This is a genomic window from Streptomyces sp. NPDC088400, from assembly GCF_044753355.1.
Classification (GTDB): domain Bacteria; phylum Actinomycetota; class Actinomycetes; order Streptomycetales; family Streptomycetaceae; genus Streptomyces.
The window spans coordinates 631,232-656,585 of the sequence record NZ_JBIVMZ010000002.1; the positions used below are offsets into that span (position 1 = coordinate 631,232).

The window sequence follows — 25,354 nt, forward strand, 5'->3', positions numbered from 1 at the left end:
GTACCGCTGACCGGCCGTCGCACCGCGGCGGCCGCTTACACGTGTACCTACTGAATGACGTGTAGGGATTCCCTTAGTGACGCCGGATCCCTTGTAGGGATTCCACCAGTCGCACCTCCAGATAATCGCTGCGTAAACCAGGTGGCTCTCGCATTCGGCGGCCATCCCCGTGGCGTCCCGCACACGTGCACGGCGGCCGTCCGGGCCGGGAGAGCCATCCCACCGCCACATTGCGGCTTCGCCCCGACACAGCGGGAGAGAACGTGTCCGATCAAGCTCGCTCCACCACGCCTGCCCACCCGGCCGCCGCCTTCCCGGGTGACGATTCCCCGCAGCTCGGCATGGTGCGCGAACTGATCGACCCTTCACCGGCCTTCGCCGGGCGGGACGAGCCGATCGCCGTCGTGGGTCTCTCCTGCCGGCTTCCCCAGGGGCAGGACCCCGAGACGTTCTGGCGGACCCTGCGGTCCGGTGTGAACGCCGTCGAGGAGGCGCCGCCCGGCCGCTGGGAGACCTCGGTTCCGGGGGAGACAGGCATCCGCTGGGGCGGGTTCCTCGACCAGGTCGACCGGTTCGACCCGGGCTTCTTCGGGATCTCACCCCGCGAAGCCACCACCATGGACCCGCAACAGCGGCTGACCATGGAACTCAGCTGGGAAGCCCTGGAGAACGCGGGAATCGTCCCCGAATCGCTCAGGGGCAGCGACTGCGCGGTCTTCGTGGGCGCCATCGCCGACGACTACGCGGCCCTGGCCCGCCGGCAGGGTCCCGACGGTCTCACCCGGCACAGCCTCACCGGCGTTCACCGCAGCATCATCGCCAACCGCGTCTCGTACTTCATGGGCCTGCACGGGCCGAGCCTGACCGTCGACACGGGACAGTCGTCGTCGCTCGTCGCCGTCCACCTGGCCTGCGAGAGCCTGCGCAGGGGCACGTCCACACTTGCCGTCGCCGGCGGTGTCAACCTCAACCTGCTCGCGGAGGGCACCGCCGCCGTCGAGAAGTTCGGCGGCCTGTCACCCGACGGCCGTTGCTTCACCTTCGACGCCCGCGCCAATGGCTACGTACGTGGAGAGGGCGGCGGCCTCGTCGTCCTCAAGCCGCTGTCCCGCGCCCTCGCCGACGGCGACACCGTCCACTGCGTCATCCTCGGCAGCGAGGTCAACAACGACGGCGGCGGCGACGGGCTGACCACCCCCAACCCGCACGCCCAGCAGGAGGTGCTCCGACTCGCCTACGAGCGGGCCGGAGTGGACCCGGCGCGGGTCCAGTACGTCGAGCTGCACGGCACCGGCACCAAGGTCGGCGACCCCATCGAGGCCTCCGCCCTCGGTGCCGTCCTGGGCGCCGCCCGCCCCGCCGACCGCCCCCTGGCCGTCGGCTCGGCCAAGACCAACGTCGGCCACCTCGAAGGCGCCGCCGGAATCGTCGGGCTCATCAAGACGGCCCTCGCCATCCGGCACCGCGAGATCCCGCCCACCCTCAACCACGAGACCCCCAACCCCGAGATCCCGCTCGATGAACTGCGCCTGCGGGTACAGCGCGAACTCGGCGGCTGGGAGCGCCCCGAGCAGCCGCTCGTGGCAGGGGTGAGCGCCTTCGGCATGGGCGGCACCAACTGTCACATGATCCTGGCCGACGCCCCCACCGCGCAGGGTCGTCCGGTGCCCGGCCAGGACCGTACGGCCCCGGAGGCCCAGGACCGTACGATCACCGAGGCCCAGGACCGTACGGCCAACGCCGCCGACGCTGATGCGGCCGAAGCCGACGCCGCCACCGTCGATACGGCCGACGCCGACGCTGACACGGCGCCGCGCCCCGTGCTCCCCTGGATGATCTCCGGCCGTACCGAGACCGCGCTGCGTGCCCAGGCCAGGCGGCTACGGGCGCACCTCCGGGACAACCCCGCGACGGATCCGGCCGACATCGGTTTCTCCCTGGCCACCACCCGCACCGACTTCACCTGCCGCGCCGCCGTCCTCGCCGCCGACCGGGCCGACTTCCTCCAGGGCCTGGATGCCCTGACCACCGGCGGCATCGCCCCCGGCGTCGTACGCGGCACCGGCCGGTCCGGCGAGCGGCCGGTCTTCGTCTTCCCCGGCCAGGGCTCGCAGTGGGCCGGCATGGCGGCCGATCTCCTCGACACTTCCCCGGTCTTCGCCGCGCGGATGGAGGAGTGCGCCGAAGCGCTCGACCCGCATGTGCCGTGGTCCCTGTCCGACGTCGTACGCGGGGTGCCGGGTGCCCCCGGGCTGGACGCCGCCGACGTCGTCCAGCCGGTGCTGTGGGCGGTGATGGTCTCCCTGGCCGGGCTGTGGAATTCGTACGGGGTCGAGCCCGCCGCCGTCGTCGGCCACTCCCAGGGCGAGATCGCCGCGGCCTGCGCTGCGGGCGCCCTGACCCTGGCGGACGGCGCGGCCCTGGTGTCCCTGCGGAGCCAGGTGATCGCGGAACTCTCCGGCCGGGGCGGCCTCGTATCCGTCGCGCTCCCGCTCGACGACATCACCGCCCGGCTGGAACGCCGGGGCACCGATCTGTCCGTCGCCGTGGTCAACGGGCCCGGTTCCGTCGTCGTCGCGGGCGCCCCCGAGGCGCTGGACGACCTCGTGACGACCCTCACCGCCGAGGGCGTGCGCGCCCGCAGGATGCCCGTCGACTACGCCTCGCACTCGCCCCAGATCGATGAGATCCGCGAAGCGCTGCTGGACGCGCTGCCCGACATCACACCGACACCCACGGACATCCCCTTCCACTCGGCGATGACAGGCGCACGGCTCGACGCCTTGGAACTCGACGCCGGGTACTGGTACGAAAACCTGCGCAACCCCGTGCGCTTCGACCGGGCCGTCGACGGACTCCTCGACGAGGGTCACCGGATCTTCATCGAAATGAGCCCGCATCCCGTCCTGGCGGCGGGGGTGGGCGAGACCGCCGAAGCGGCCGGACACGAGGCCGCCTGCGTGGGCTCGCTCCGTCGTGGCGAGGGCGGCCTCGACCGGTTTGTGACCTCCCTGACGGAGGCGCACATGTACGGCGCCGGCATCGACTGGCCCGCGGTGTTCGGCACCATGCTCACCGACCCGCCCCGCCGACTCCCGCTGCCGACCTACGCCTTCCAGCGCCGTCGTTTCTGGCTGGCCGAATCCGCCACCGCCGACGGCTACGGCCCCAGGCCGCCGATGGCGCCAGGCCACACGGCCGCCAACGGCGCACTCGCCGAAACCACCGGCCCGGCCGCCTCGGCAGAGTCCGACGGATCAGACGGATTCGACGGATCAGACGGATCCGACGGATTCGACGGGGCTGAAGGGCCGTCCTGGGCGAGCCAGATCGCCGTTCTCACTCCGGCCCAGCGGCAGCGCACGGTGCTCGAACTCGTCCGCGCCCACGTCGCCGCAGTTGCCGGGTACCCCTCCCCGGACGCGGTCCAGCCCAGCCACACCTTCAAGGAACTGGGCCTCGAATCACTCACCCTGGTCGAGCTGCGCAATCAGCTCGCCACCGCGACCGGGCTGCGACTCGGGACCGCCGTCGCCATCGACCACCCCACACCCGCCGCGCTCGCCGGCCACCTCGCCGCGCTGGCGGCCGACACACCGCACACTGCCGCCGCACCTGCTCCCGCCGCGCCCACCGCCGACGAGCCGATCGCCATCGTCGGCATGGGCTGCCGGCTCCCCGGCGGTGTGGACTCCCCGGACGAGCTGTGGCGGCTCGTCGCCGCCGGAGGCGACGCGATCTCCGCCTTCCCCGCCGACCGGGGCTGGGACACCGAAGGGCTGTACGACCCGCTGCCCGGCCGACCCGGCAAGACCTTCACCCGGCACGGCGGTTTCCTCCACGAGGCAGCCGAGTTCGACGCGGACTTCTTCGGCATCTCCCCGCGTGAGGCACTGGCGATGGACCCGCAGCAGCGACTGCTGCTGGAGACCGCCTGGGAAGCGTTCGAGAGCGCCGGCATCGACCCCGCGACCCTGCGCGGCAGCGCGAACGGCGTCTTCGCCGGTGTCATGCACAACGACTACGGCCCGCGTCTGCACGAGGTGTCCGAGGGCACCGAAGGGCACGCCCTGACCGGCACGTCCAACAGCGTCGCCTCCGGCCGCCTCGCCTACACCTTCGGCTTCGAAGGCCCCGCGGTCACCGTCGACACCGCCTGCTCCTCCTCCCTGGTGGCCCTTCACCTCGCCTGCCAGGCCCTGCGCCAGGGCGAGTGCGACATGGCCCTCGCGGGCGGCGCGACCGTCATGGCCACCCCCGGCATGTTCGTCGAGTTCAGCCAGCAGCGCGGGCTCTCCGCCGACGGCCGCTGCAAGCCCTTCGCGGCCGGCGCCGACGGCACCGGCTGGGCCGAGGGCGCGGGCATGCTCCTCGTCGAACGCCTCTCCGACGCCCGCCGCCACGGCCACCAGGTGCTGGCCGTCGTACGGGGCAGCGCGGTCAACCAGGACGGCGCGTCCAACGGCCTCACCGCCCCCAACGGCCCCTCCCAGCAGCGGGTCATCCGCCAGGCCCTCACCAACGCCGGGCTCGTGCCGGCCGACATCGACGCGCTCGAAGCCCACGGAACGGGCACCACCCTGGGCGACCCGATCGAGGCCGACGCCGTCATCGCCGCGTACGGGACCGACCGGGGCGAGGACCAGCCGCTGTGGCTCGGCTCGCTCAAGTCCAACATCGGGCACACCCAGGCCGCGGCGGGCGTCGCCGGGGTCATCAAGATGGTCATGGCGATGCACCACGGTGTGCTGCCGCGCACGCTCCACGCGAGCGAGGCCACCCCGTACGTCGACTGGTCGACCGGCGTCGTCAAGCTGCTGACCGAGCCTGTGCAGTGGCCGGAGGCGGGCCGTCCCCGCCGCGTGGGTGTGTCGTCGTTCGGGATCAGCGGCACCAACGCGCACACCATCATCGAGCACGTTCCGGAAGCCGAGCCCGCCCGCGGCGTCGTGGACGAGCCGTCCCCGACACAGCCTCCCGTGGTGCCCTGGGTTCTCTCCGGTCGCGGGGCCGAGGCGGTACGGGCCCAGGCCGGACGGCTCGCCACGCTCCTCGACGAGGTCCCGGACTCCTCGGCCACCGACCTGGGCCTGTCGCTGGCGACCACCCGCGCGGCTTTCGAGAACCGCGCCGTGGTGCTGGGCACCGACTACACCGCTCTGCGTTCCAGCGTCATGAACTGGGCCGACGACGATGACTCCGTGGTCTCCGGTGTGGTCGCTGAGGGGCGTACGGGGTGGATGTTCACGGGGCAGGGCAGTCAACGCATCGGGATGGGGCGTGAACTCCACGCCGCGTTCCCGGTGTTCGCGCGGGCCCTGGATGAGGTATGTGGGCTGCTGGACGCCGAGTTGGATGGTGCGACGGGCTTCGAGATACCGGTGCGGGAGGTGCTGTTCGCTGCGGAGGGTTCGGACGCGGCGGCGCTGCTCGATCAGACCGGGTATGCGCAGTCGGCGTTGTTCGCGGTCCAGGTGGCTTTGGTGGAACTGCTCCGTTCCTGGGGCACGGGTCCGGATGTGGTGCTCGGTCATTCGATCGGTGAGTTCGCGGCTGCGTATGCGGCGGGTGTGTTTGATCTCGCGGATGCGGCCCGGTTGGTGGCGGGTCGTGCGCGGTTGATGCAGGCGCTGCCTGCGGGTGGTGCGATGGCGGCGATCGAGGCGTCTGAGGCCGAGGTCGTGGAGATCCTGGCTGGGCTTTCCGGGGATGGCCGCGTTGTGGTCGCTGCGGTGAACGGGCCTGCGGCTGTGGTGGTTTCGGGTGATGAGGACGCGGTCGAGCGTGTGATGGCGGTGGCGCGTCAGCAAGGCCGCCGTGTGTCCCGGCTGCGGGTGAGCCATGGGTTCCATTCGCCGTTGATGGAGCCGATGCTGGCGGAGTTCGGGCAGGTAGCGGCGAGTGTCGGCTACCGGCAGCCGGCTACTTCGGCGGTCAGTACGGTCACCGGTGAGGTGGTGGCTGAGGCGGGTTGGGCGAGTCCGGAGTACTGGGTGCGTCAGGTCCGTGAGCCGGTCCGCTTCTATGACGCGTTGGGGACGGCGACCGTGGAGGAGGGCGCGAGCCGTCTTCTGGAGATCGGTCCTGACCCGGTTCTGAGCACGCTGGCCCAGTCGGTGACGGATCCTGCGGTGGCCGTGGCTGCCCTGCGCGCGGGCCACGACGAGGCCCGGACCGTGCTCACGGCCGTCGCCGAACTGTACGTACGGGGCACCGACGTCGACTGGGGCGCGTACTTCACCGGGACGGGCGCCCGGCGGGTGGAACTGCCGACGTACGCCTTCCAGCGTGAGCGGTTCTGGTTGCCGGATGTTGTGGCCGGGCAGCGGGTGGAACTCGGTGGCGGTGGTGACGGTGAGTTCTGGGATTTGGTTGAGCGGGGTGATGCGGAGTCTCTGGCGGGTGAGCTGGGGGTTGATGCGGGTTCGTCGTTGGGTTCTGTTCTGCCGGTGTTGTCGGATTGGCGGAGGCGGCAGCGTGAGCAGGTGGTGTTGTCGGGGTGGAAGTATCGGGTGATGTGGAAGCCGGTGCGGTTGCCGGCCAGTGCCCGGTTGTCGGGTTCTTGGTTGGTGGCGGTTCCGGAGGGAACTGACGCGTACGGAGCTGTGGTTGAGGCTCTGGAGGCGTCGGGTGCGGAGGTGGCGGTCGTACGGGTCGGTGCCGAGGACAGTCGGGAGACCGTGGCCGACCGGCTCCGTGCCGAGCCGACTGATTCCGCTGGTCCGAGCGGTGTGTTGTCCCTGCTGTCTACCGCCGAGATGACGCTGACTCTGGTGCAGGCGGTTGCGGACGCAGGTCTGACGGCGCCTGTGTGGTGTGTGACGCGTGGGGCGGTGTCGGTCGGTTCGGGTGAGTTGTTGGCGGATCCGGTGTCGGCTCAGGTGTGGGGTTTGGGTCGTACGGTGGCGTTGGAGCAGCCTGAGCGTTGGGGTGGTCTGGTTGATCTGCCGGGGGACGTGGACGGGCGGAGTCTGTCCCGGTTGGTGTCTGTGTTGGTGGGTGCCGGGGGTGAGGATCAGGTAGCGGTACGGTCCTCGGGCGCTTTCGTGGCCCGTCTGGTGCCCGACTCGGCCGGTACAGGTCATGGGCAGAGTTGGCAGCCTGGCGGCACGGTGCTGGTGACCGGTGGTTCGGGTGCGTTGGGTGGGCATGTGGCGCGCTGGTTGGCGTCTTCCGGTGCCGAGCGTCTGGTGCTGGTGTCCCGTCGTGGTGATCAGGCCCCCGGCGTGGAGGAACTGGAGCGTGAGCTGGCCGAGTTGGGTGCCGAGGTTACGTTCGTGGCGTGTGATGTCGCTGATCGTGAGGCTGTGCGGGCGGTGCTGGACGGCATCCCCGAGGAGTCGCCTCTCTCGGGGATTGTGCACACCGCTGGGGTACTTGAGGACGGTCTGGCCGCCGAGCTGACGCCTGAGCGGTTGGCGCGGGTGCTGGCGGCGAAGGCGGACGCGGCACGTCATCTGCATGAGCTGACGGCCGACCGGGAGCTTGACGCCTTCGTCCTGTTCTCCTCGATCACCGGTGTCGTCGGCAACGCCGGACAGGCGGCTTACGGTGCCGCCAACGCGTACCTGGATGCCCTCGCGCAGTATCGGCGTGGTCTGGGTCTGGCCGCTACGTCGGTGGCGTGGGGGCCGTGGGGCGGCGACGGCATGGCCGCCGACTCGACCGTGGCGGAGCACTTCCGCCGCCTGGGTCTGCGCCCGCTTGCTCCGGAACGTGCCATCGCCGTCCTGCGGACCGTGCTTGACGGTGACCGCGCATCCCAGGTCGTGGCCGATGTCGACTGGGAACGCTTCGCTGCCGCAGCGACATTCACCCGCCCCAGCCCGCTGATCGGCGACCTCCCCGAGGTAGCGGCCCAGACCCGAGTACGAGCCGCTGCCCCGTCCGATCCGGCGGGCGGTGAACTGGCGAGCCAACTCCGGGACCGACCCGTCGCCGAACAGGACCGCGTACTGCTCGACATCGTGCTGGCGCAGGCCGCAGCCGCGCTCGGGCACGCGACACCGGCGACGATCGACCCGGTGCGGGCCTTCAAGGACCTCGGCTTCGACTCGTTCACCGCTGTCGCCTTCCGTAACCGGCTCGCCGCCGCGACCGCCCTGCGGCTCCCCACCACACTGATTTTCGACCACCCGACGCCCGCCGCGCTCACGGCCTTCCTGCGCGGACAGCTGCTCGGTGTCACGGCCGACGGGATCGAGCCCGCCGACGTGGCGCTCGCGCCACTGGGCGCCGACGACGACCCGATCGTCGTCGTGGGCATGGGATGCCGGTTCCCCGGTGGGGTCGACTCGCCCGAGGCGTTGTGGGACCTGCTGTCCTCGGCGGGCGACGGCCTCTCGCCGTTCCCCGCCGACCGGGGCTGGGACGTCGACGGGCTGTTCAACGCCGACCCCGGCCATTCGGGTACGACGTACGTGCGCGTCGGCGGGTTCATCGAGGACGCGGCCGAGTTCGACGCGGGGTTGTTCGGGATTTCGCCGCGTGAGGCGCTGGCGATGGATCCGCAGCAGCGGCTGTTGCTGGAGACGTCGTGGGAGGCGCTGGAGCGGGCGGGCATCGACCCGCTGTCCTTGCGCGGCTCGGCGACCGGTGTGTTCGCCGGGACCAACGGCCAGACCTACCAGCACACCTCGCGCGGCCTGACCACGGACGTCGAGGGCTATGTGACCACCGGTTCAGCGGCCAGTGTCCTGTCCGGCCGGGTCTCGTACGCCCTGGGTCTGGAGGGGCCCGCGGTCACTGTGGACACCGCGTGCTCGTCGGCGCTGGTGGCCCTGCACATGGCCGCCCAGGCGCTGCGCTCGGGGGAGTGCCGGATGGCCCTGGCCGCCGGTACCACCGTCATGGCGACCCCGGACCTGTTCGTGGACTTCGCCCGGCAGCGGGCGCTGGCGCCGGACGGGCGCTGCAAGGCGTTCGGTGAGGGCGCGGACGGTACGGGCTGGTCCGAGGGCGCCGGTGTACTGGTCGTGGAGCGGATGTCCGATGCGCGCCGACTGGGCCACAACGTGCTTGCGGTGGTGCGTGGTTCGGCGGTGAATCAGGATGGTGCGTCGAACGGTCTGACGGCGCCGAACGGTCCCTCGCAGCAGCGTGTGATCCGGCAGGCGCTCTCCGCTGCCGGGCTTTCGGTGTCCGAGGTGGACGCGGTGGAGGCGCACGGTACGGGTACGAGTCTGGGTGACCCGATCGAGGCGCAGGCGCTTCTCGCGACGTACGGTCAGGATCGCGGTGACGACGATCCGTTGTGGCTGGGGTCCGTGAAGTCGAACATCGGTCACACCCAGGCCGCCGCCGGTGTGGCGGGACTGATCAAGATGATCCTTGCCTTGCGCGAGGAGCGGCTGCCGAAGACGCTGTACGCGGATGAGCCCTCGTCCCGGGTGGACTGGGACGCGGGTGCCGTACGGCTGCTGAGCGAGGCACGGGAGTGGCCGCGTGGTGAGCGCGCGCGCCGGGCAGGCGTCTCCTCGTTCGGGATCAGCGGCACCAACGCCCACGTCATCCTGGAGGAGCCGCCCGCCCTGGAACCGGTGGTGGTCGGCGCACTCCCCTCGGTACGCCCGACGGTGGTGCCCTGGGTTCTCTCGGGCAGGACCGCGCAGGCGGTACGGGACCAGGCGGGCCGCCTGGCGGCCTTCCTCGATGACCACGACGGTTTCTCAGGTTCTCCTCTCGACATCGGGCTCTCCCTGGGTACGACGCGCGCGACGCTGGACCACCGTGCCGTTGTCCTCGGCGCCGACCTGGACACACTGCGAGAGGGCGTGCGCGCGCTCGCCGACGGTGACACGACGGCTGTCTCCGGTGTGGTTGCGGACGGGCGTCGTACGGGGTGGATGTTCACCGGTCAGGGCAGTCAGCGTGTCGGGATGGGGCGTGAACTCCACGCCGCGTTCCCGGTGTTCGCGCGGGCCCTGGACGAGGTTTGCGAGCTGCTCGACGCCGAGTTGAGTGGTGTGGCGGGCTTCGACGTGCCGCTGCGGGAGGTGTTGTTCGCGGCGGAGGACTCGGACGCGGCGGCGCTGCTGGACCGGACGGGTTATGCGCAGTCGTTGTTGTTCGCTGTGCAGGTGGCTCTGGTGGAGTTGCTGCGGTCGTGGGGCACGGGTCCGGATGTGGTGCTCGGTCATTCGATCGGTGAGTTCGCGGCTGCGTACGCGGCGGGTGTGTTTGATCTGGCCGACGGGGCCCGGTTGGTGGCGGGTCGTGCGCGGTTGATGCAGGCGCTGCCCGAAGGTGGTGCGATGGCGGCGATCGAGGCCACCGAGGCCGAGGTCACCGAACTGCTCGGCGGCCTCCTGGACGACGAGCGGCTGGCCATCGCCGCGGTGAACGGTCCCCGAGCCGTGGTCGTCTCCGGCGACGACACCATGGTCGAGGCGGCCCTGGACTGGGCGTGGCAGCAGGGCCGTCGGGTGACCCTGCTGCGGGTGAGCCACGGCTTCCACTCCCCGCTGATGCGGCCGATGCTGGACGACTTCGCGCGGATCGCGGCCACCGTCGACTACCGGCAGCCAGGCCTTCCGGCGGTCAGCACAGTCACCGGAAAGCCGGTGGGCGCGGCGGACTGGGCCACCCCGGAGTACTGGGTGAACCAAATCCACCGCCCGGTGCGCTTCCGCGACGCCGTCGTGACCGCGACTGCCGGACAGGGCGCCGGCCGACTGCTGGAGCTCGGGCCCGATCCGGTACTCAGCGGTCTCGCCCAGCACGTGGTCGCCGACGCGGACGACGTTGACGCGGATGCCGTCGACGCGGTGGCGGTTCTGCGGAAGGGACATGACGAGTCCGGGACGTTGATGGCGGCCGTGGCCCGGATGTTCGTGAGCGGGGCCACGGTCGACTGGGCGGCGGTGTTCGCGGGGACTGGTGCTCGGCGGGTGGGTCTGCCGACGTATGCGTTCCAGCGTGAGCGGTTCTGGCTGCCGGACGCCGTGCCGGATGTTGTGGCCGGGCAGCGGGTGGAACTTGGTGGCGGTGGTGACGGTGAGTTCTGGGATTTGGTTGAGCGGGGTGATGCGGAGTCTCTGGCGGGTGAGCTCGGTGTCGATGCGGGTTCGTCGTTGGGTTCTGTTCTGCCGGTGTTGTCGGATTGGCGGAGGCGGCAGCGTGAGCAGGTGGCGTTGTCGGGGTGGAAGTATCGGGTGATGTGGAAGCCGGTGCGGTTGCCGGCCAGTGCCCGGTTGTCGGGTTCTTGGCTGGTGGCGGTTCCGGAGGGAACTGACGCGTACGGAGCGGTGGTTGAGGCTCTGGAGGCGTCGGGTGCGGAGGTGACGGTCGTACGGGTCGGTGCCGAGGACAGTCGGGAGTCCCTGGCCGACCGGCTCCGTACCGAGGACGTAGCCCGCGCCGAGGCGGTCGGGGTCCTGTCCCTGCTGTCGACAGCCGAGATGACGCTGACTCTGGTGCAGGCATTGGCGGACGCTGATTCCACGGCGCGTGTGTGGTGTGTGACGCGTTCTGCGGTATCGGTGGGCTCCGGTGAGTTGTTGGCGGATCCTGCGGCGGCTCAGGTGTGGGGTTTGGGTCGTACGGTGGCGTTGGAGCAGCCTGAGCGTTGGGGTGGTCTGGTCGATCTGCCGGAGGACGCGGACGGGCGGAGTCTGTCCCGGTTGGTGTCGGTACTGGCGGGTGCCGGGGGTGAGGATCAGGTAGCGGTGCGGTCCTCTGGTGCTTTCGTGGCCCGTCTGGTGCCCGACTCGGCCGGTGCGGGGCGCGGGGTGAGCTGGTCGCCGCGTGGCACGGTGTTGGTCACTGGTGGTTCGGGTGCGTTGGGTGGGCATGTGGCGCGCTGGTTGGCGTCTTCCGGTGCCGAGCATCTGGTGCTGGTGTCCCGTCGTGGTGATCAGGCCCCCGGGGTGGAGGAACTGCGGTGTGAGATAGCCGAGTTGGGTGCCGGGGTTACGTTCGTGGCGTGTGATGTCGCTGATCGTGAGGCTGTGCGGGCGGTGCTGGACGGCATCCCCGAGGAGTTCCCGCTGTCGGGGATTGTGCATACGGCTGGGGTTCTTGAGGACGGTCTGGCGGCCGAGTTGACGCCTGAGCGGTTGGCACGGGTCCTGACGGCGAAGGCGGACGCCGCACGCCATCTGCATGAGCTGACGGCTGACCGGGAGCTTGATGCCTTCGTCCTGTTCTCGTCCATCGCCGGTGTCGTCGGCAACGCCGGCCAGGCGGCTTACGGTGCCGCCAACGCGTACCTGGATGCCCTCGCGCAGTATCGGCGTGGTCTGGGTCTGGCCGCTGCGTCGGTGGCGTGGGGGCCGTGGGGCGGCGACGGCATGGCCGCCGACTCGACCGTGGCGGAGCACTTCCGCCGCCTGGGTCTGCGCCCGCTTGCCCCGGATCGTGCCATCGCCTCGCTGCGGACCGTGCTGGACGGTGACCGCGCGTCCCAGGTCGTGGCCGATGTCGACTGGGAACGCTTCGCGCCCGCCCTCACCTTCAACCGGCCCAGCCCGCTCATGGCCGACTTGCCCGGAGTGACCCCGGTGGCCGCCCCCGCCACCGGGAACGGCGGTGAACTGGCGACCAGGCTGCGTGGCCGTTCGGCGGCCGAGCAGCGCCGGATGGTGCTCACACTGGTCCAGGCTCAGGTCGCCACCGTGCTCGGGCATTCCTCGGGCGCGACGATCGACCCCGGCCGGGCGTTCAAGGACCTCGGATTCGACTCCCTTACCGGCGTCGATCTGCGTAACCGCCTGGCCCAGGCCACCGCTCTGCCGCTGCCCGCCACGCTCGTATTCGACCACCCGACCCCCTCCGCGCTCGCGGCGTTCCTGCGTGAACAGATCGTGGGAGAGACGCCTGGGGCGGACGTCATCCCAGGGCACAGCACACCGGTCGGTGCGGCCGATGCCACGGACGACCCGATCGCGATCGTGGGCATGGGCTGCCGTTTCCCGGGCGGCGTCGATTCCCCCGGGGCATTCTGGGATCTGCTGTCCTCGGCCGGTGACGGTCTCTCGCCGTTCCCGGCCGACCGGGGCTGGGATGTCGACGGGCTGTACGACCCCGAGCCGGGCCAATCGGGCACGTCGTACGTGCGCGTCGGGGGATTCCTGCATGACGCGGCGGAGTTCGACGCCGAGTTGTTCGGCATCTCCCCGCGTGAGGCCCTCGCCATGGATCCGCAGCAGCGGCTGCTGCTGGAGACATCGTGGGAGGCGCTGGAGCGGGCGGGCATCGATCCGCTGTCCCTGCGCGGCTCGGCGACCGGTGTGTTCACGGGGACCAACGGCCAGGACTACCTACAGACCGTGGGTGGCCGGTTGGAGGGTGTGGAGGGTTTTGTCGGTACGGGTTCGGCGGCCAGTGTGATCTCCGGCCGGATCTCGTACGCGTTGGGTCTCGAAGGCCCGGCGGTGACGGTCGACACGGCATGCTCGTCGGCGCTGGTGGCCCTGCACCTGGCGAGCCAGGCACTGCGCTCCGGGGAATGCCGGATGGCTCTCGCGGGCGGTGCGACGGTCATGTCCACCCCGGCGGCCTTCGTCGAGTTCTCCCGACAGGGCGGACTCGCTCCGGACGGCCGGTGCAAGGCGTTCGGTGAGGGCGCGGACGGTACGGGCTGGTCCGAGGGCGCCGGTGTCCTCGTACTCGAACGCCTCTCGGACGCGCGACGCCTGGGACATCCGGTGCTCGCGGTCGTACGGGGCAGCGCGGTCAACCAGGACGGTGCGTCCAACGGTCTCACCGCTCCCAACGGACCCTCCCAGCAGCGCGTCATCCGGCAAGCTCTCGCCGCCGCTCGCCTGGCCCCGTCCGAGGTGGACGCCGTAGAGGCGCACGGCACCGGAACCCGGCTCGGTGACCCCATCGAGGCGCAGGCCCTGCTCGCCACGTACGGGCAGGGGCGGGACGAGGCCGAGCCGCTGTGGCTGGGATCGGTGAAGTCGAACATCGGCCACACCCAGGCCGCCGCCGGTGCTGCGGGGGTCATCAAGATGGTGCTGGCGCTCCGGAACCAGCAACTCCCGCCGACCCTTCACGTGGATCGTCCGTCGTCCCACGTGGACTGGGCGGCCGGGGCCGTCGAGCTGCTGACCGAGCCCGTACCGTGGCCGGAAGCGGACCGTCCCCGCCGCGCGGGAGTATCGGCGTTCGGGATCAGCGGCACCAACGCGCACGTCATCATCGAGCAGGCCCCCGAGGACGCCCCCGCTGCCGAGGCAGAGCGGTCCTCCGGGGACCCGGCCTCGGCCCCGGGCCCGGTCTCGGCCGAACTTGCCGTGGTTCCCTGGATGTTGTCCGGCCGGACCCCGGAGGCCCTGCGCGGCCAGGCCGCCCGGCTGGTGGCGCTTCTGGAGGAGCGGGACCCGTCCCCGGCCGACGTGGGCTACTCACTCGCGACGAGCCGCGCCGCGCTGGACCACCGTGCCGTTGTCCTCGGTGCCGACCTGGACACACTGCGAGAGGGCGTGCGCGCGCTCGCCGACGGTGACACGACTGCTGTGTCCGGTGTGGTCGCTGAGGGGCGTACGGGGTGGATGTTCACGGGGCAGGGCAGTCAGCGCATCGGGATGGGGCGTGAACTCCACGCCGCGTTCCCGGTGTTCGCGCGGGCCCTGGATGAGGTATGTGGGCTGCTGGACGCCGAGTTGGATGGTGCGACGGGCTTCGAGATACCGGTGCGGGAGGTGCTGTTCGCTGCGGAGGGTTCGGACGCGGCGGCGCTGCTCGATCAGACCGGGTATGCGCAGTCGGCGTTGTTCGCGGTCCAGGTGGCTTTGGTGGAACTGCTCCGTTCCTGGGGCACGGGTCCGGATGTGGTGCTCGGTCATTCGATCGGTGAGTTCGCGGCTGCGTATACGGCTGGTGTGTTTGACCTGGCGGATGCGGCCCGGTTGGTGGCGGGTCGTGCGCGGTTGATGCAGGCGCTGCCTGCGGGTGGTGCGATGGCGGCGATCGAGGCGTCTGAGGCCGAGGTCGCTGACATCCTGGCTGGGCTTTCCGGGGATGGCCGCGTTGTGGTCGCTGCGGTGAACGGGCCTGCGGCTGCGGTCATTTCCGGTGATGAGGACGCGGTCGAGCGCGTGATGGCGGTGGCGCGTCAGCAAGGCCGCCGTGTGTCCCGGCTGCGTGTCAGCCATGCGTTCCACTCTCCGTTGATGGAGCCGATGCTGGCGGAGTTCGGGCAGATAGCGGCGAGTGTCGACTACCGGCAGCCGGCTACTTCGGCGGTCAGTACGGTCACCGGTGAGGTGGTGGCTGAGGCGGGTTGGGCGAGTCCGGAGTACTGGGTGCGTCAGGTCCGTGAGCCGGTCCGCTTCTCTGACGCGTTGGGGACGGCGACCGGGGAGGAGGGCGCGAGCCGTCTTCTGGAGATCGGTCCTGATCCGGTTCTGAGCACGCTGGCTCAGTCGGTGACGGATCCGGTGGTGGCCGTGGCGGCGCTGCGCGCGGGCCACGACGAGGCCCGGACCGTACTCACCGCCGTCGCCGAACTGTACGTACGCGGTGCGGACATCGACCCCGGCGCCGTGTTCGAGGGAACCGGAGCTCGCCGGATCGAGCTGCCGACGTACGCTTTCCAGCGGCAGCGGTTCTGGCTGGAGCCCGCCCGCCCGGCGCTCGACGCGAACGGGCTCGGCCTCGGCGCCACCGGACACCCGCTGCTCGGCGCCGCCGTGCGACTGGCCGGATCGGACGCGACGGTACTGACCTCGCGGCTGTCCGTAGCGACCCACCCGTGGCTGGCCGACCATGTCGTCGGCGACACCGTCGTGCTGCCCGGCACCGCCTTTGTCGAACTCGCGGTGCAGGCCGGCGACCAGGTCGGCTGCGACCGGGTGGAGGACCTGACCCTGCAAGCCCCGCTGATGCTGGCCCGGGACGGCGCGGCCCAGCTGCAGATCGGCATCGAGACCGCCGAGGGCGACACCTCGCGGGCCGTACGGATCTACTCCCGCGAGGACGGTGCCCCGGCCGAGCAGCCGTGGACCCTGCACGCCACCGGCACTCTGACCACCGGAGCGCCCGCCGCCGACTGGGACCTGCGCGTCTGGCCGCCCGCCGACGCGGAACCGGTGCCGGTCGACGGGCTGTACGAGCGGTTGGCCGAGACGGGCATGGCGTACGGTCCGGCCTTCCGTGGCCTGCGGGAGATCTGGCGGCGCGGCGACGACCTGTTCGTCGAGGCCGCCCTGCCCGAGGAGAACGCGCGAGAAGCGGCCGGCTTCGGGGTGCACCCCGCGCTGTTCGACGCCGTACTGCACGCACTCGGGATCGAGGACACCGAACCCGACACGGAGGCCGGTACCGCACCCGACACCGAGGCTGGACCGGACGGCCGCCGCAAGGCGCTGCTGCCCTTCCTGTGGTCCGGTGTGTCGCTGTCGGCCGTCGGCGCCTCCTCGCTGCGCGCCCGGCTGTCCGTCCGCGCGCCGGGCGAGGTCGGGCTGTGGGTGGCCGACGCGGCCGGTGAGCCGGTGGCCGAGGTCGACACACTGGTACTGCGGCCGGTCTCGGCCACCGGGCTGACCGCCGCCGCTTCCCCGGCGGCCGACAGCCTCTTCCGGCTCGACTGGATCCAGGCACCGACCGGCGGGACACCGACCGGCGACGCACAGCCCGGTTCGGCACCCTCCGCGCGGACCGGCGAGCCGGACGCCTGGGCCGTGCTCGGCGACGTACGCCCGGACACCGGGCTCCCGATGACCCGCTACGCCGACCTCGCCGAACTGATCACCGCACTGGACGGCGGCGCCGCGACTCCCGACACCGTGCTGCTCCCCGTCGCCCGCGCGGCGAGGCCCACCGACGTCGTCGGCGGCGTGTTCGATGCCGTACGGCAGTGGCTGGACGAACCTCGGCTCGGCCGGTCCCGCCTGGTCGCGCTCACCTCGGGCGCGGTCCCGGGCCCTGTGCGGCCAGCCCTTACCGGGCCCGCGACATCGACCGGACAGGACCTGGAAACCGATGACCTGGCGGCCGATGACCTGGAAATCGGTGACCTGGAAACCGGTGATCCGGAAGCCGATGACCTGGCCGCCGCCGGCGTCTGGGGCCTGGTGCGCTCGGCCATCAGCGAGCACCCGGGCCGGTTCGCGCTGGCCGACGTCGACGGCACGCCGGAGTCGTACGAGGCGCTGACCGCGAGCCTGACCGGCCTTGCCGAAGCAGGGGAAAGCCAACTCGCGGTCCGTCGGGGCACGGTGCTGCTGCCACGCGTCGGCCGTACGACCACCCCCGCCACACCGGCGGACACAGGCGCCTCTGCCACAACGGCGGACACCGGCGCCTCAGCCCCGTGGCGACCGGAGGGCACGGTCCTCGTGACCGGCGGCACCGGCGGGCTCGGCGCGCTGGTCGCACGCCATCTCGTCACCACCCACGGCGTACGGAACCTGCTGCTGCTCTCCCGCCGTGGCCCGCAGGCCCCCGGCGCGGACGAGCTGCGACGCGAACTCACCGGCCTCGGCGCGGACGTCACCATCGCCGCCTGTGATGTCGCCGACCGCGACGCGCTGTCCCGGGCGCTCGACGCCATACCCGAGGCCGCCCCGCTGTCCGGCGTGGTGCACACGGCCGGTGTCCTCGACGACGGGATGATCACCGACCTGACCCCGGAGCGGCTGGCCCGGGTGCTGGCCGCCAAGGCCGAATCCGCCCTGCATCTGCACGAGTTGACCGCCACGCTCGAACTCGACGCGTTCGTCCTCTTCTCCGCCCTCGCGGGAATCGTCGGCGCACCCGGTCAGGCGGCCTACGCTGCGGGCAACACCGTGCTCGACGCGCTCGCCACCTCCCGGCGTGCCCAGGGCCTGCCCGGTGTGTCGCTCGCATGGGGCATGTGGGAACACACCGACGGCATGGGAGGCCGCCTCGGCGAGGCCGATCTGGCCCGGCTGCGCCGCCAGGGCTTCTCCGCGCTCACCAACGAGGACGCGCTCACCCTGCTGGACGTCGCCCTGCGCTCCGGTGAAGTCCTCGCCCTGCCGGTGAGGCTGAACACCACGGCCCTCGCGAAGCGCCGGGACAGCCTGCCCAGCGTGCTGTTCGGACTCGTCCCGGCGGCCGGGCGGCGCCGCGTCGCCGGACAGGCCGCCGACGGTGACGAGAACGTACTGGCGCGCAGGCTGCGCGGCCTGCCCGCCGCCGAGCAGGACCGGGTGCTGCGGGACGTGGTGCAGTCCCAGGTCGCGTTGGTGCTCGGCCACTCCTCGGCCGCCGCCGTGGATCCGGTGCGTGCCTTCAAGGACCTCGGGTTCGACTCACTGACGTCGGTGGAACTGCGCAACCACCTCAACAGCGCGACCGGATTGCGGCTGCCCGCGACTCTCGTGTTCGACCACCCCAGCCCCGCCGCGCTCGCCGGGTTCCTCCGCGAACAACTGCTCGGGGCCGAAGAGTCCGAAGGACTCGAAGAGTTCGGAGAGCCCGGACAGGAGAGTTCCGCCGTAACGGGCCGGGTCCCGGCCATGGCCGACGAGCCCATCGCGATCGTCGGCATGGGCTGCCGCTACCCGGGCGGGATCACCTCACCCGAGACGCTCTGGCGGCTCGTCACCTCCGGCGGCGACGGCATCTCCGGCTTCCCCACCAACCGTGACTGGGACCTCGACGGCCTCTACGACCTCGACCCGGATCACGCCGGTACGTCGTACGTACGCGAAGGCGGATTCCTGCACGACGCAGCCGACTTCGACGCGGAGCTTTTCGGGATCGCGCCGCGTGAGGCCCTCGCGATGGACCCGCAGCAGCGGCTGCTGCTGGAGACCTCGTGGGAGGCGCTGGAGCGGGCGGGCATCGACCCGCACTCGCTGCGCGGTTCGGCGACCGGTGTGTTCGCGGGCCTGATGTACCACGACTACTCGTCCCGGCTGCACGCCGTACCCGACGAGGTCGAGGGCTTCCTCGGCAACGGCAACGCGGGCAGTGTCTTCTCCGGCCGGATCTCCTACGTCTTCGGCTTCGAGGGCCCCGCCGTCACCGTCGACACCGCCTGCTCGTCGTCGCTGGTCTCGCTCCACCTGGCCTGCCAGGCGCTGCGGTCAGGGGAGTGCGACACGGCCCTGGCCGGCGGCGTCACCGTGATGGCCACGCCCGCCACCTTCGTCGAGTTCTCCCGGCAGCGCGGCCTGGCCGCCGACGGCCGGTGCAAGTCCTTCGCCGACGCGGCCGACGGCACGGGCTGGGCGGAGGGCGCCGGTGTGCTCGTACTGGAGCGGCTGTCCGAGGCCCGGCGCCGGGGACACCAGGTCCTGGCGGTGGTGCGCGGGAGCGCGGTCAATCAGGACGGTGCGTCGAATGGTCTGACGGCGCCGAACGGTCCGTCGCAGCAGCGCGTGATCCGCCAAGCGTTGTCCTCCGCGCGGCTGTCGGCGTCCGACGTGGACGTCGTGGAGGCGCACGGTACGGGTACGAAGCTGGGTGACCCGATCGAGGCGCAGGCTCTCCTCGCCACCTACGGTCAGGCTCGTACCGATGACGATCCGCTGTGGCTGGGATCGATCAAGTCGAACATCGGGCACACCCAGGCGGCCGCCGGTGCGGCGGGTGTCATCAAGACGGTGATGGCTCTGCGCGCCGGTCAGCTGCCGCAGACACTCCATGTGGACCAGCCCTCCTCCCACGTGGACTGGGAGGCCGGAGCGGTCCGGCTGCTGACCGAGGGCCGCGAGTGGTCTCGCGGAGAGCGTGTCCGTCGTGCGGGTGTCTCGTCGTTCGGGATCAGTGGCACGAACGCGCACGTGATTATCGAGGAGGCTCCCGAGACGGTCCCGGCCGTGGCCGAGGAGCGGCCGACGGCGGAGTTGCCGGTCGTGCCGTGGGTGCTGTCGGGACGCAACTCCGGTGCTCTGGAAGGGCAGCTCGGGCGCTTGGCGGAGTTCCTGGACGAGCGGGACGAGCGGGATGCCGATGCGTTGGATGTGGGTCTGTCGTTGGTGACGACTCGTGCGGCGTTGGAGCGGCGTGCGGTGGTGCTCGGGGCTGACCGGGATGCTCTGCGGGCGGGTCTCGCGGACCTGGGTGGTGTGTCGGTGGTGTCGGGCACGGTGGCCGAGGGCCGTACGGCCTGGATGTTCACGGGCCAGGGCAGTCAGCGGCTGGGGATGGGCCGCGAACTCCACGCCGCGTTCCCGGTGTTCGCCCAGGCTCTGGACGAGGTCTGTGGTCTGTTGGACGCCGAGTTGAGTGGTGTGGCGGGCTTCGGGGTTCCGGTGCGGGAGGTGTTGTTCGCGGCGGAGGGTTCGGACGCGGCTGCGCTGCTGGACCGGACGGGTTATGCGCAGTCGTTGTTGTTCGCCGTGCAGGTGGCGTTGGTGGAGCTGCTCCGTTCCTGGGGCACGAGCCCGGATGTGGTCTTCGGTCATTCGATCGGTGAGTTCGCTGCCGCGTATGCGGCGGGTGTGTTCGATGTGGCCGACGGGGCTCGGTTGGTGGCGGGGCGTGCGCGGTTGATGCAGGCGCTGCCCGAGGGTGGTGCGATGGCGGCGATCGAGGCCTCCGAGGCCGAGGTCATGGAGATGCTGGCCGGGCTGTCGGACGGCACGCGGATTGTGGTCGCTGCGGTGAACGGGCCCACGGCGGTCGTGGTTTCCGGTGACGAGGCCGCGATCGAACAGGCCATGTCGGTGGCGCGTGAGCAGGAGCGTCGCGTGTCCCGGCTGCGGGTCAGTCACGCGTTCCATTCGCCGTTGATGGAGCCGATGCTGGCGGAGTTCGGCGCGATCGCCGCGACGGTCGACTACCGGGAGCCGACGCTCCCGGCCGTTAGTACCGTCTCCGGACAGGCGCTTGCCGACGGTGACTGGACGGCGGCCGCCTACTGGACCGAGCAGATCCGCCGGCCCGTCAGGTTCCACGACGCGCTGCTCACCACCACCGGCGAGCAGGCAGCGGCCAAACTGCTGGAGGTCGGCCCCGACCCGGTCCTGACCTCGCTGGCCCAGAGCACTTCCGACACCGTGGCCGTCCCGGTGCTGCGCAAGGGCCGCGCCGAGGCGGAGACGGTGATGGCAGCCGTGGCCGAGCTGTTCGTACGCGGTGCCCGGGTCGACTGGGCGGCCGTGTTCGCCGGGACCGGCGCCCGGCGGGCGGAGCTGCCGACGTACGCCTTCCAGCGTGAGCGGTTCTGGCTGGAGGCCACCTCTCCGGCCACCGACGCCGACGGCCTCGGGCTGGGCGTCACCGGGCACCCGATGCTGGGCGCGACGGTGACCGTGGCGGGGTCGGAGACAGTGCTGTTCACGGCGCGCCTCTCCGTACGCTCCCACCCCTGGCTGGCCGACCACGCCGTCGCCGGTTCGATCGTCGTCCCGGGAACCGCCCTCGTCGAACTCGCCCTGCGGGCAGGCGACCAGGTCGGCCACGGGCGAGTAGAGGAGCTGACGCTGCGGGCGCCGCTGGTCCTGCCCGCCGACGGGGCGGTGCAGGTGCAGATCGGCGTCGAGCCCGCCGACTCCACCGACTCCCCGGACGAGCTGCGCCGCCCGCTGAAGGTGTACGCGCGCCCCCAGGACTCCACGTCCGACCAGCCGTGGACCCTGCACGCCACCGGCACCCTCGCCGCCGAACCGACCGCTGGCGAACAGGCCGCTGGCGAACAGGCCGCCCCTGAATGGGACTTGACCGCGTGGCCGCCCCCCGGCGCCGAACCGGTGCTGACCGACGGGCTGTACGAGCGGCTCGCCGACGGAGGTCTCGTCTACGGCCCGGCCTTCCAGGGCCTGCGCGAGGTCTGGAGGCACGGCGAGGACTTCTACGTCGAGGCGGCCCTGCCCGATTCACTGTCCAGCGACGCGGCCGCGTTCGGACTGCACCCCGCGCTGCTCGACACCGTCCTGCACTCCCTCGGACTGCGCGAGGGGGCGACGGACGGCGCGTCACTGCCGTTCCTGTGGTCCGGTGTGACGCTGTCCGCGGTGGGCGCCGCCGCCGTGCGCGTACACCTGACCGTACGCGGCACCGGCGAGGTGGCCCTGCGGGTGGCCGACACCGCCGGTGAACCGGTCGCCGAGGTCGAGTCGTTGGTGCTGCGCCCGATGTCGCCCGCCGACCTGGCCGGAGCCGGCTCACCGGCCTCCGACAGCCTCTTCCGGCTCGACTGGACTCCGGCACCCGCCGACCGGGCCCCGGCCCCCTCGGGCCGCTGGGCGGTCCTGACCGGACTCGGCGGCTCCCCGAACGGTGGGCGTGCCACGGACGACGGCACGCCCGGCCACACCGACGGCTCCCGGAACGGCTGGCGTGCCACAGGCCTCGGCGCGCCCGAGTACGCCGACCTCACCGCGCTCGGCGCGGCCCTGGACGGCGGCGCCGAGACGCCCGACACGGTGCTGCTTTCCCTTCACCACACCGCCGTTGACGGCGAGGCGAGTACCGACGGGGTCACCGACACCGTCACCGGCGTACTGGCCGTCGTACGGGCATGGCTGGCCGACGAGCGGCTCTCCGGGGCCCGGCTCGCCGTGCTGACCGAAGGCGCCGTCGACATCTCCGCGGCGCCGGGCGAGGAGCCTGTCCGGCCCGGTCTCGCGAGCAGCGCGGGCAGTGGCGCGGGCGGCGGTTTCGGCACCGTGTCCGGCGCCGGAGTGTGGGGTCTGGTCCGCGCGGCCATCACCGAGAACCCGGACCGCTTCGTCCTCGCCGACACCGACGGTCACCAGGAGTCCTACCGGGCACTGGCCGAGCGGCTGCACGGCCTCGCGGCGGCGGGCGACGCGCAACTGGCCGTACGGCACGGCGAGGTGCTGCTGCCCCGTATCGCCCGCATGGGCTCGGGCGGGGTGCTCGTGCCGCCCGTCACCCCGGAATCCGACCTGGGATCCGGGCTCGGCTGGCGGCTGGACATCGTCGCCCAGGGCCGGCTGGACGGCATCGCCCCGGTACGTGAGGACATGCGGCCCCTGCTGCCCGGCCAGGTCCGGGTCGGCGTGCGCGCCGCGGGGATCAACTTCCGGGACGTACTGAACGTCCTGGGTATGTACCCCGGTGACGCCGGCCGCCTGGGCCTGGAAGGCGCGGGCGTGATCCTGGAGGTCGGCCCGGACGTGACGGGCTGGTCCGTGGGCGACCGGGTGATGGGCATGCTGGACGGCTGCTTCGGCCCCACGGCGATCGCGGACGCCCGCGTCCTGGCGCGGATCCCACGCGGCTGGTCCTACGCGCAGGCGGCATCGGTGCCGATCGTGTACCTGACCGCCTACTACGCCCTCGTGGACCTCGCCGGTCTGCGGGCGGGCGAGTCGATCCTCATCCACGCGGCCGCCGGTGGTGTCGGTATGGCGGCCGTGCAACTCGCCCAGCATCTGGGCGCCGAGGTGTTCGCGACCGCGAGCCAGGCCAAGTGGCCCGCCGTCCGCGGGCTCGGTGTCGACGCCGGGCGCATCGCCTCCTCCCGTACGACGGAGTTCGAGGAGACCTTCTCGCGCGCCACGGACGGGACCGGGGTGGATGTCGTACTGGACTGCCTGGCCGGTGAGTTCGTCGACGCGTCGCTGCGGCTGACCAAGCCGGGCGGCCGGTTCGTGGAAATGGGCAAGACCGACATCCGCGACGCGGACGAGGTCAGGACCGCCCACCAGGGCGTCGCCTACCAGGCGTTCGACGTGATCGAGGCGGGCCCGCAGCGGATCGGCGAGATGATGGCCGTCCTGCTGGAGCTCTTCGAGGAGAACGCGCTACGGCCGATCCCGAGCACCACCTGGGACATCGCCCGAGCCCCGGAGGCATTCCGGTTCCTGGGCCAGGCCAAGCACATCGGCAAGGTGGTGCTGACCGTCCCGGCACCGTGGCAGGAGTCCGGCACCGTCCTGGTGACCGGCGGCACCGGCGGTCTCGGCGCGGTGGTGGCACGCCACCTCGTCACCCGGCACCGGGTCCGGAACCTGCTGCTGCTCTCGCGCCGAGGCCCCGACGCCCCCGGCGCGCTCGAACTCGAACGGGAACTGACCGGACTGGGCGCGCGGGTCACCATCAGCGCCTGCGACGTCAGCGACCGCGAGGCGCTGGCCGGAGTGCTGGAGAACATCCCGGAGCAGGTTCCGCTCACCGGAGTCATCCACACGGCCGGAGTGCTGGACGACGGGATGATCACCGACCTGACCCCCGAGCGACTGGCCCGGGTCCTCGCCGCCAAGGCGGACTCCGCGCTGCACCTGCACGACCTGACCGCGAAGTCGGACCTCGGCGCGTTCGTGCTGTACTCCTCGATCGCCGGAGTGATCGGCACCGCCGGCCAGGCCGCCTACGCGGCGGGCAACGCCGTACTCGACGCGCTGGCGACGGCCCGCCGTGCCCAGGGCCTCCCGGGGGTGTCGCTGGCCTGGGGTATGTGGGAGAACACCGACGGTATGGGCGGCAGGGTGGCCGAGGCCGACCTCGCCCGGATGCGCCGTCAGGGCTTCCCGCCGCTGTCCACCGACGACGCGCTGGCCCTCCTGGACACCGCCCTCCAGATCAACGAGCCGGTGGCGCTCCCCGTCACCCTGCGGACGACGACCCTTGCCGAGCGCCGGGACAGCCTGCCCAGCATGCTGCACGGCCTGGTCCCGGCAGCGGCACGGCAGCGGCGTGCGGCAGACCAAGCGTCCTCCGGTGGCGGCGACGGTCTGGTCCGACGGCTGCTGGGGCTTCCGGCGCCCGAACAGGACCGGATGCTGCTGGAGGTCGTACAGTCCCAGGTCGCCTCGGTGCTCGGGCACGCGTCCGCCGCGGCGGTCGATCCCGCCAGGGCGTTCCGTGACCTCGGCTTCGACTCGCTGACCGCGGTGGAACTGCGCAACCGGCTCAACTCGGCCACCGCGCTGACGCTCCCGGCGACGCTGATCTTCGACCACCCGACGCCCGAAGCACTCGTTCAGGTCCTGCGCGAGCGCCTGCTCGCCGACGCCGCCCCGGCGGCGGACACCGGGCGAGACGCCGGTGCCGCAGATGACGGGGTGGACCCGCAGGTGAGGGAGTTGCTGTCGGCGATTCCGATGCCGCGGCTGCGGGAGTCGGGTGTGCTGGACATCCTGCGCCGGCTCGCCGAGGCCAACGACAACAAGGGAACCAAGGGATCCAACGGAACCAACGGGTCCAAGGGAACCAACGGGAGCAACGGGACCAACGGAACCAACGGAAGCAACGGAGATACGGATGCCGGAACCGCCACCGCGGCGGAATCCACCGAAGAAGGCAGCGAATCCGGAGGCCTCGACTCGATGGGCGCCGACAGTCTCATACAGCTGGCCATGAAGCGCGTGAGGCCGATGTAGCCCGGGTCGGCAGGGCAGCACCGACACCGTCGCTGCCCTGCCGACGCGTCCAGCCATCCGTTCCAGGCAGAACGCCCGGCATCAGTCCGGCATCAGTCCGGCACGAGATCCGAGCATCAGTTCCGGACTTCCCTTCCAGG

Annotated in this window: 1 protein-coding gene; it reads left to right on the top strand. The window is 71.6% G+C overall.

Going from position 1 to position 25,354, the window contains the following annotated elements:
• The first annotated feature begins 341 nt into the window (after positions 1 to 341).
• Positions 342 to 25,214 (top strand): type I polyketide synthase, encoded by a 24,873-nt coding sequence (locus tag ACIQD6_RS07275; RefSeq protein WP_401879577.1) that lies wholly within the window; start codon positions 342 to 344, stop codon positions 25,212 to 25,214.
• The last annotated feature ends 140 nt before the right edge of the window (positions 25,215 to 25,354 follow it).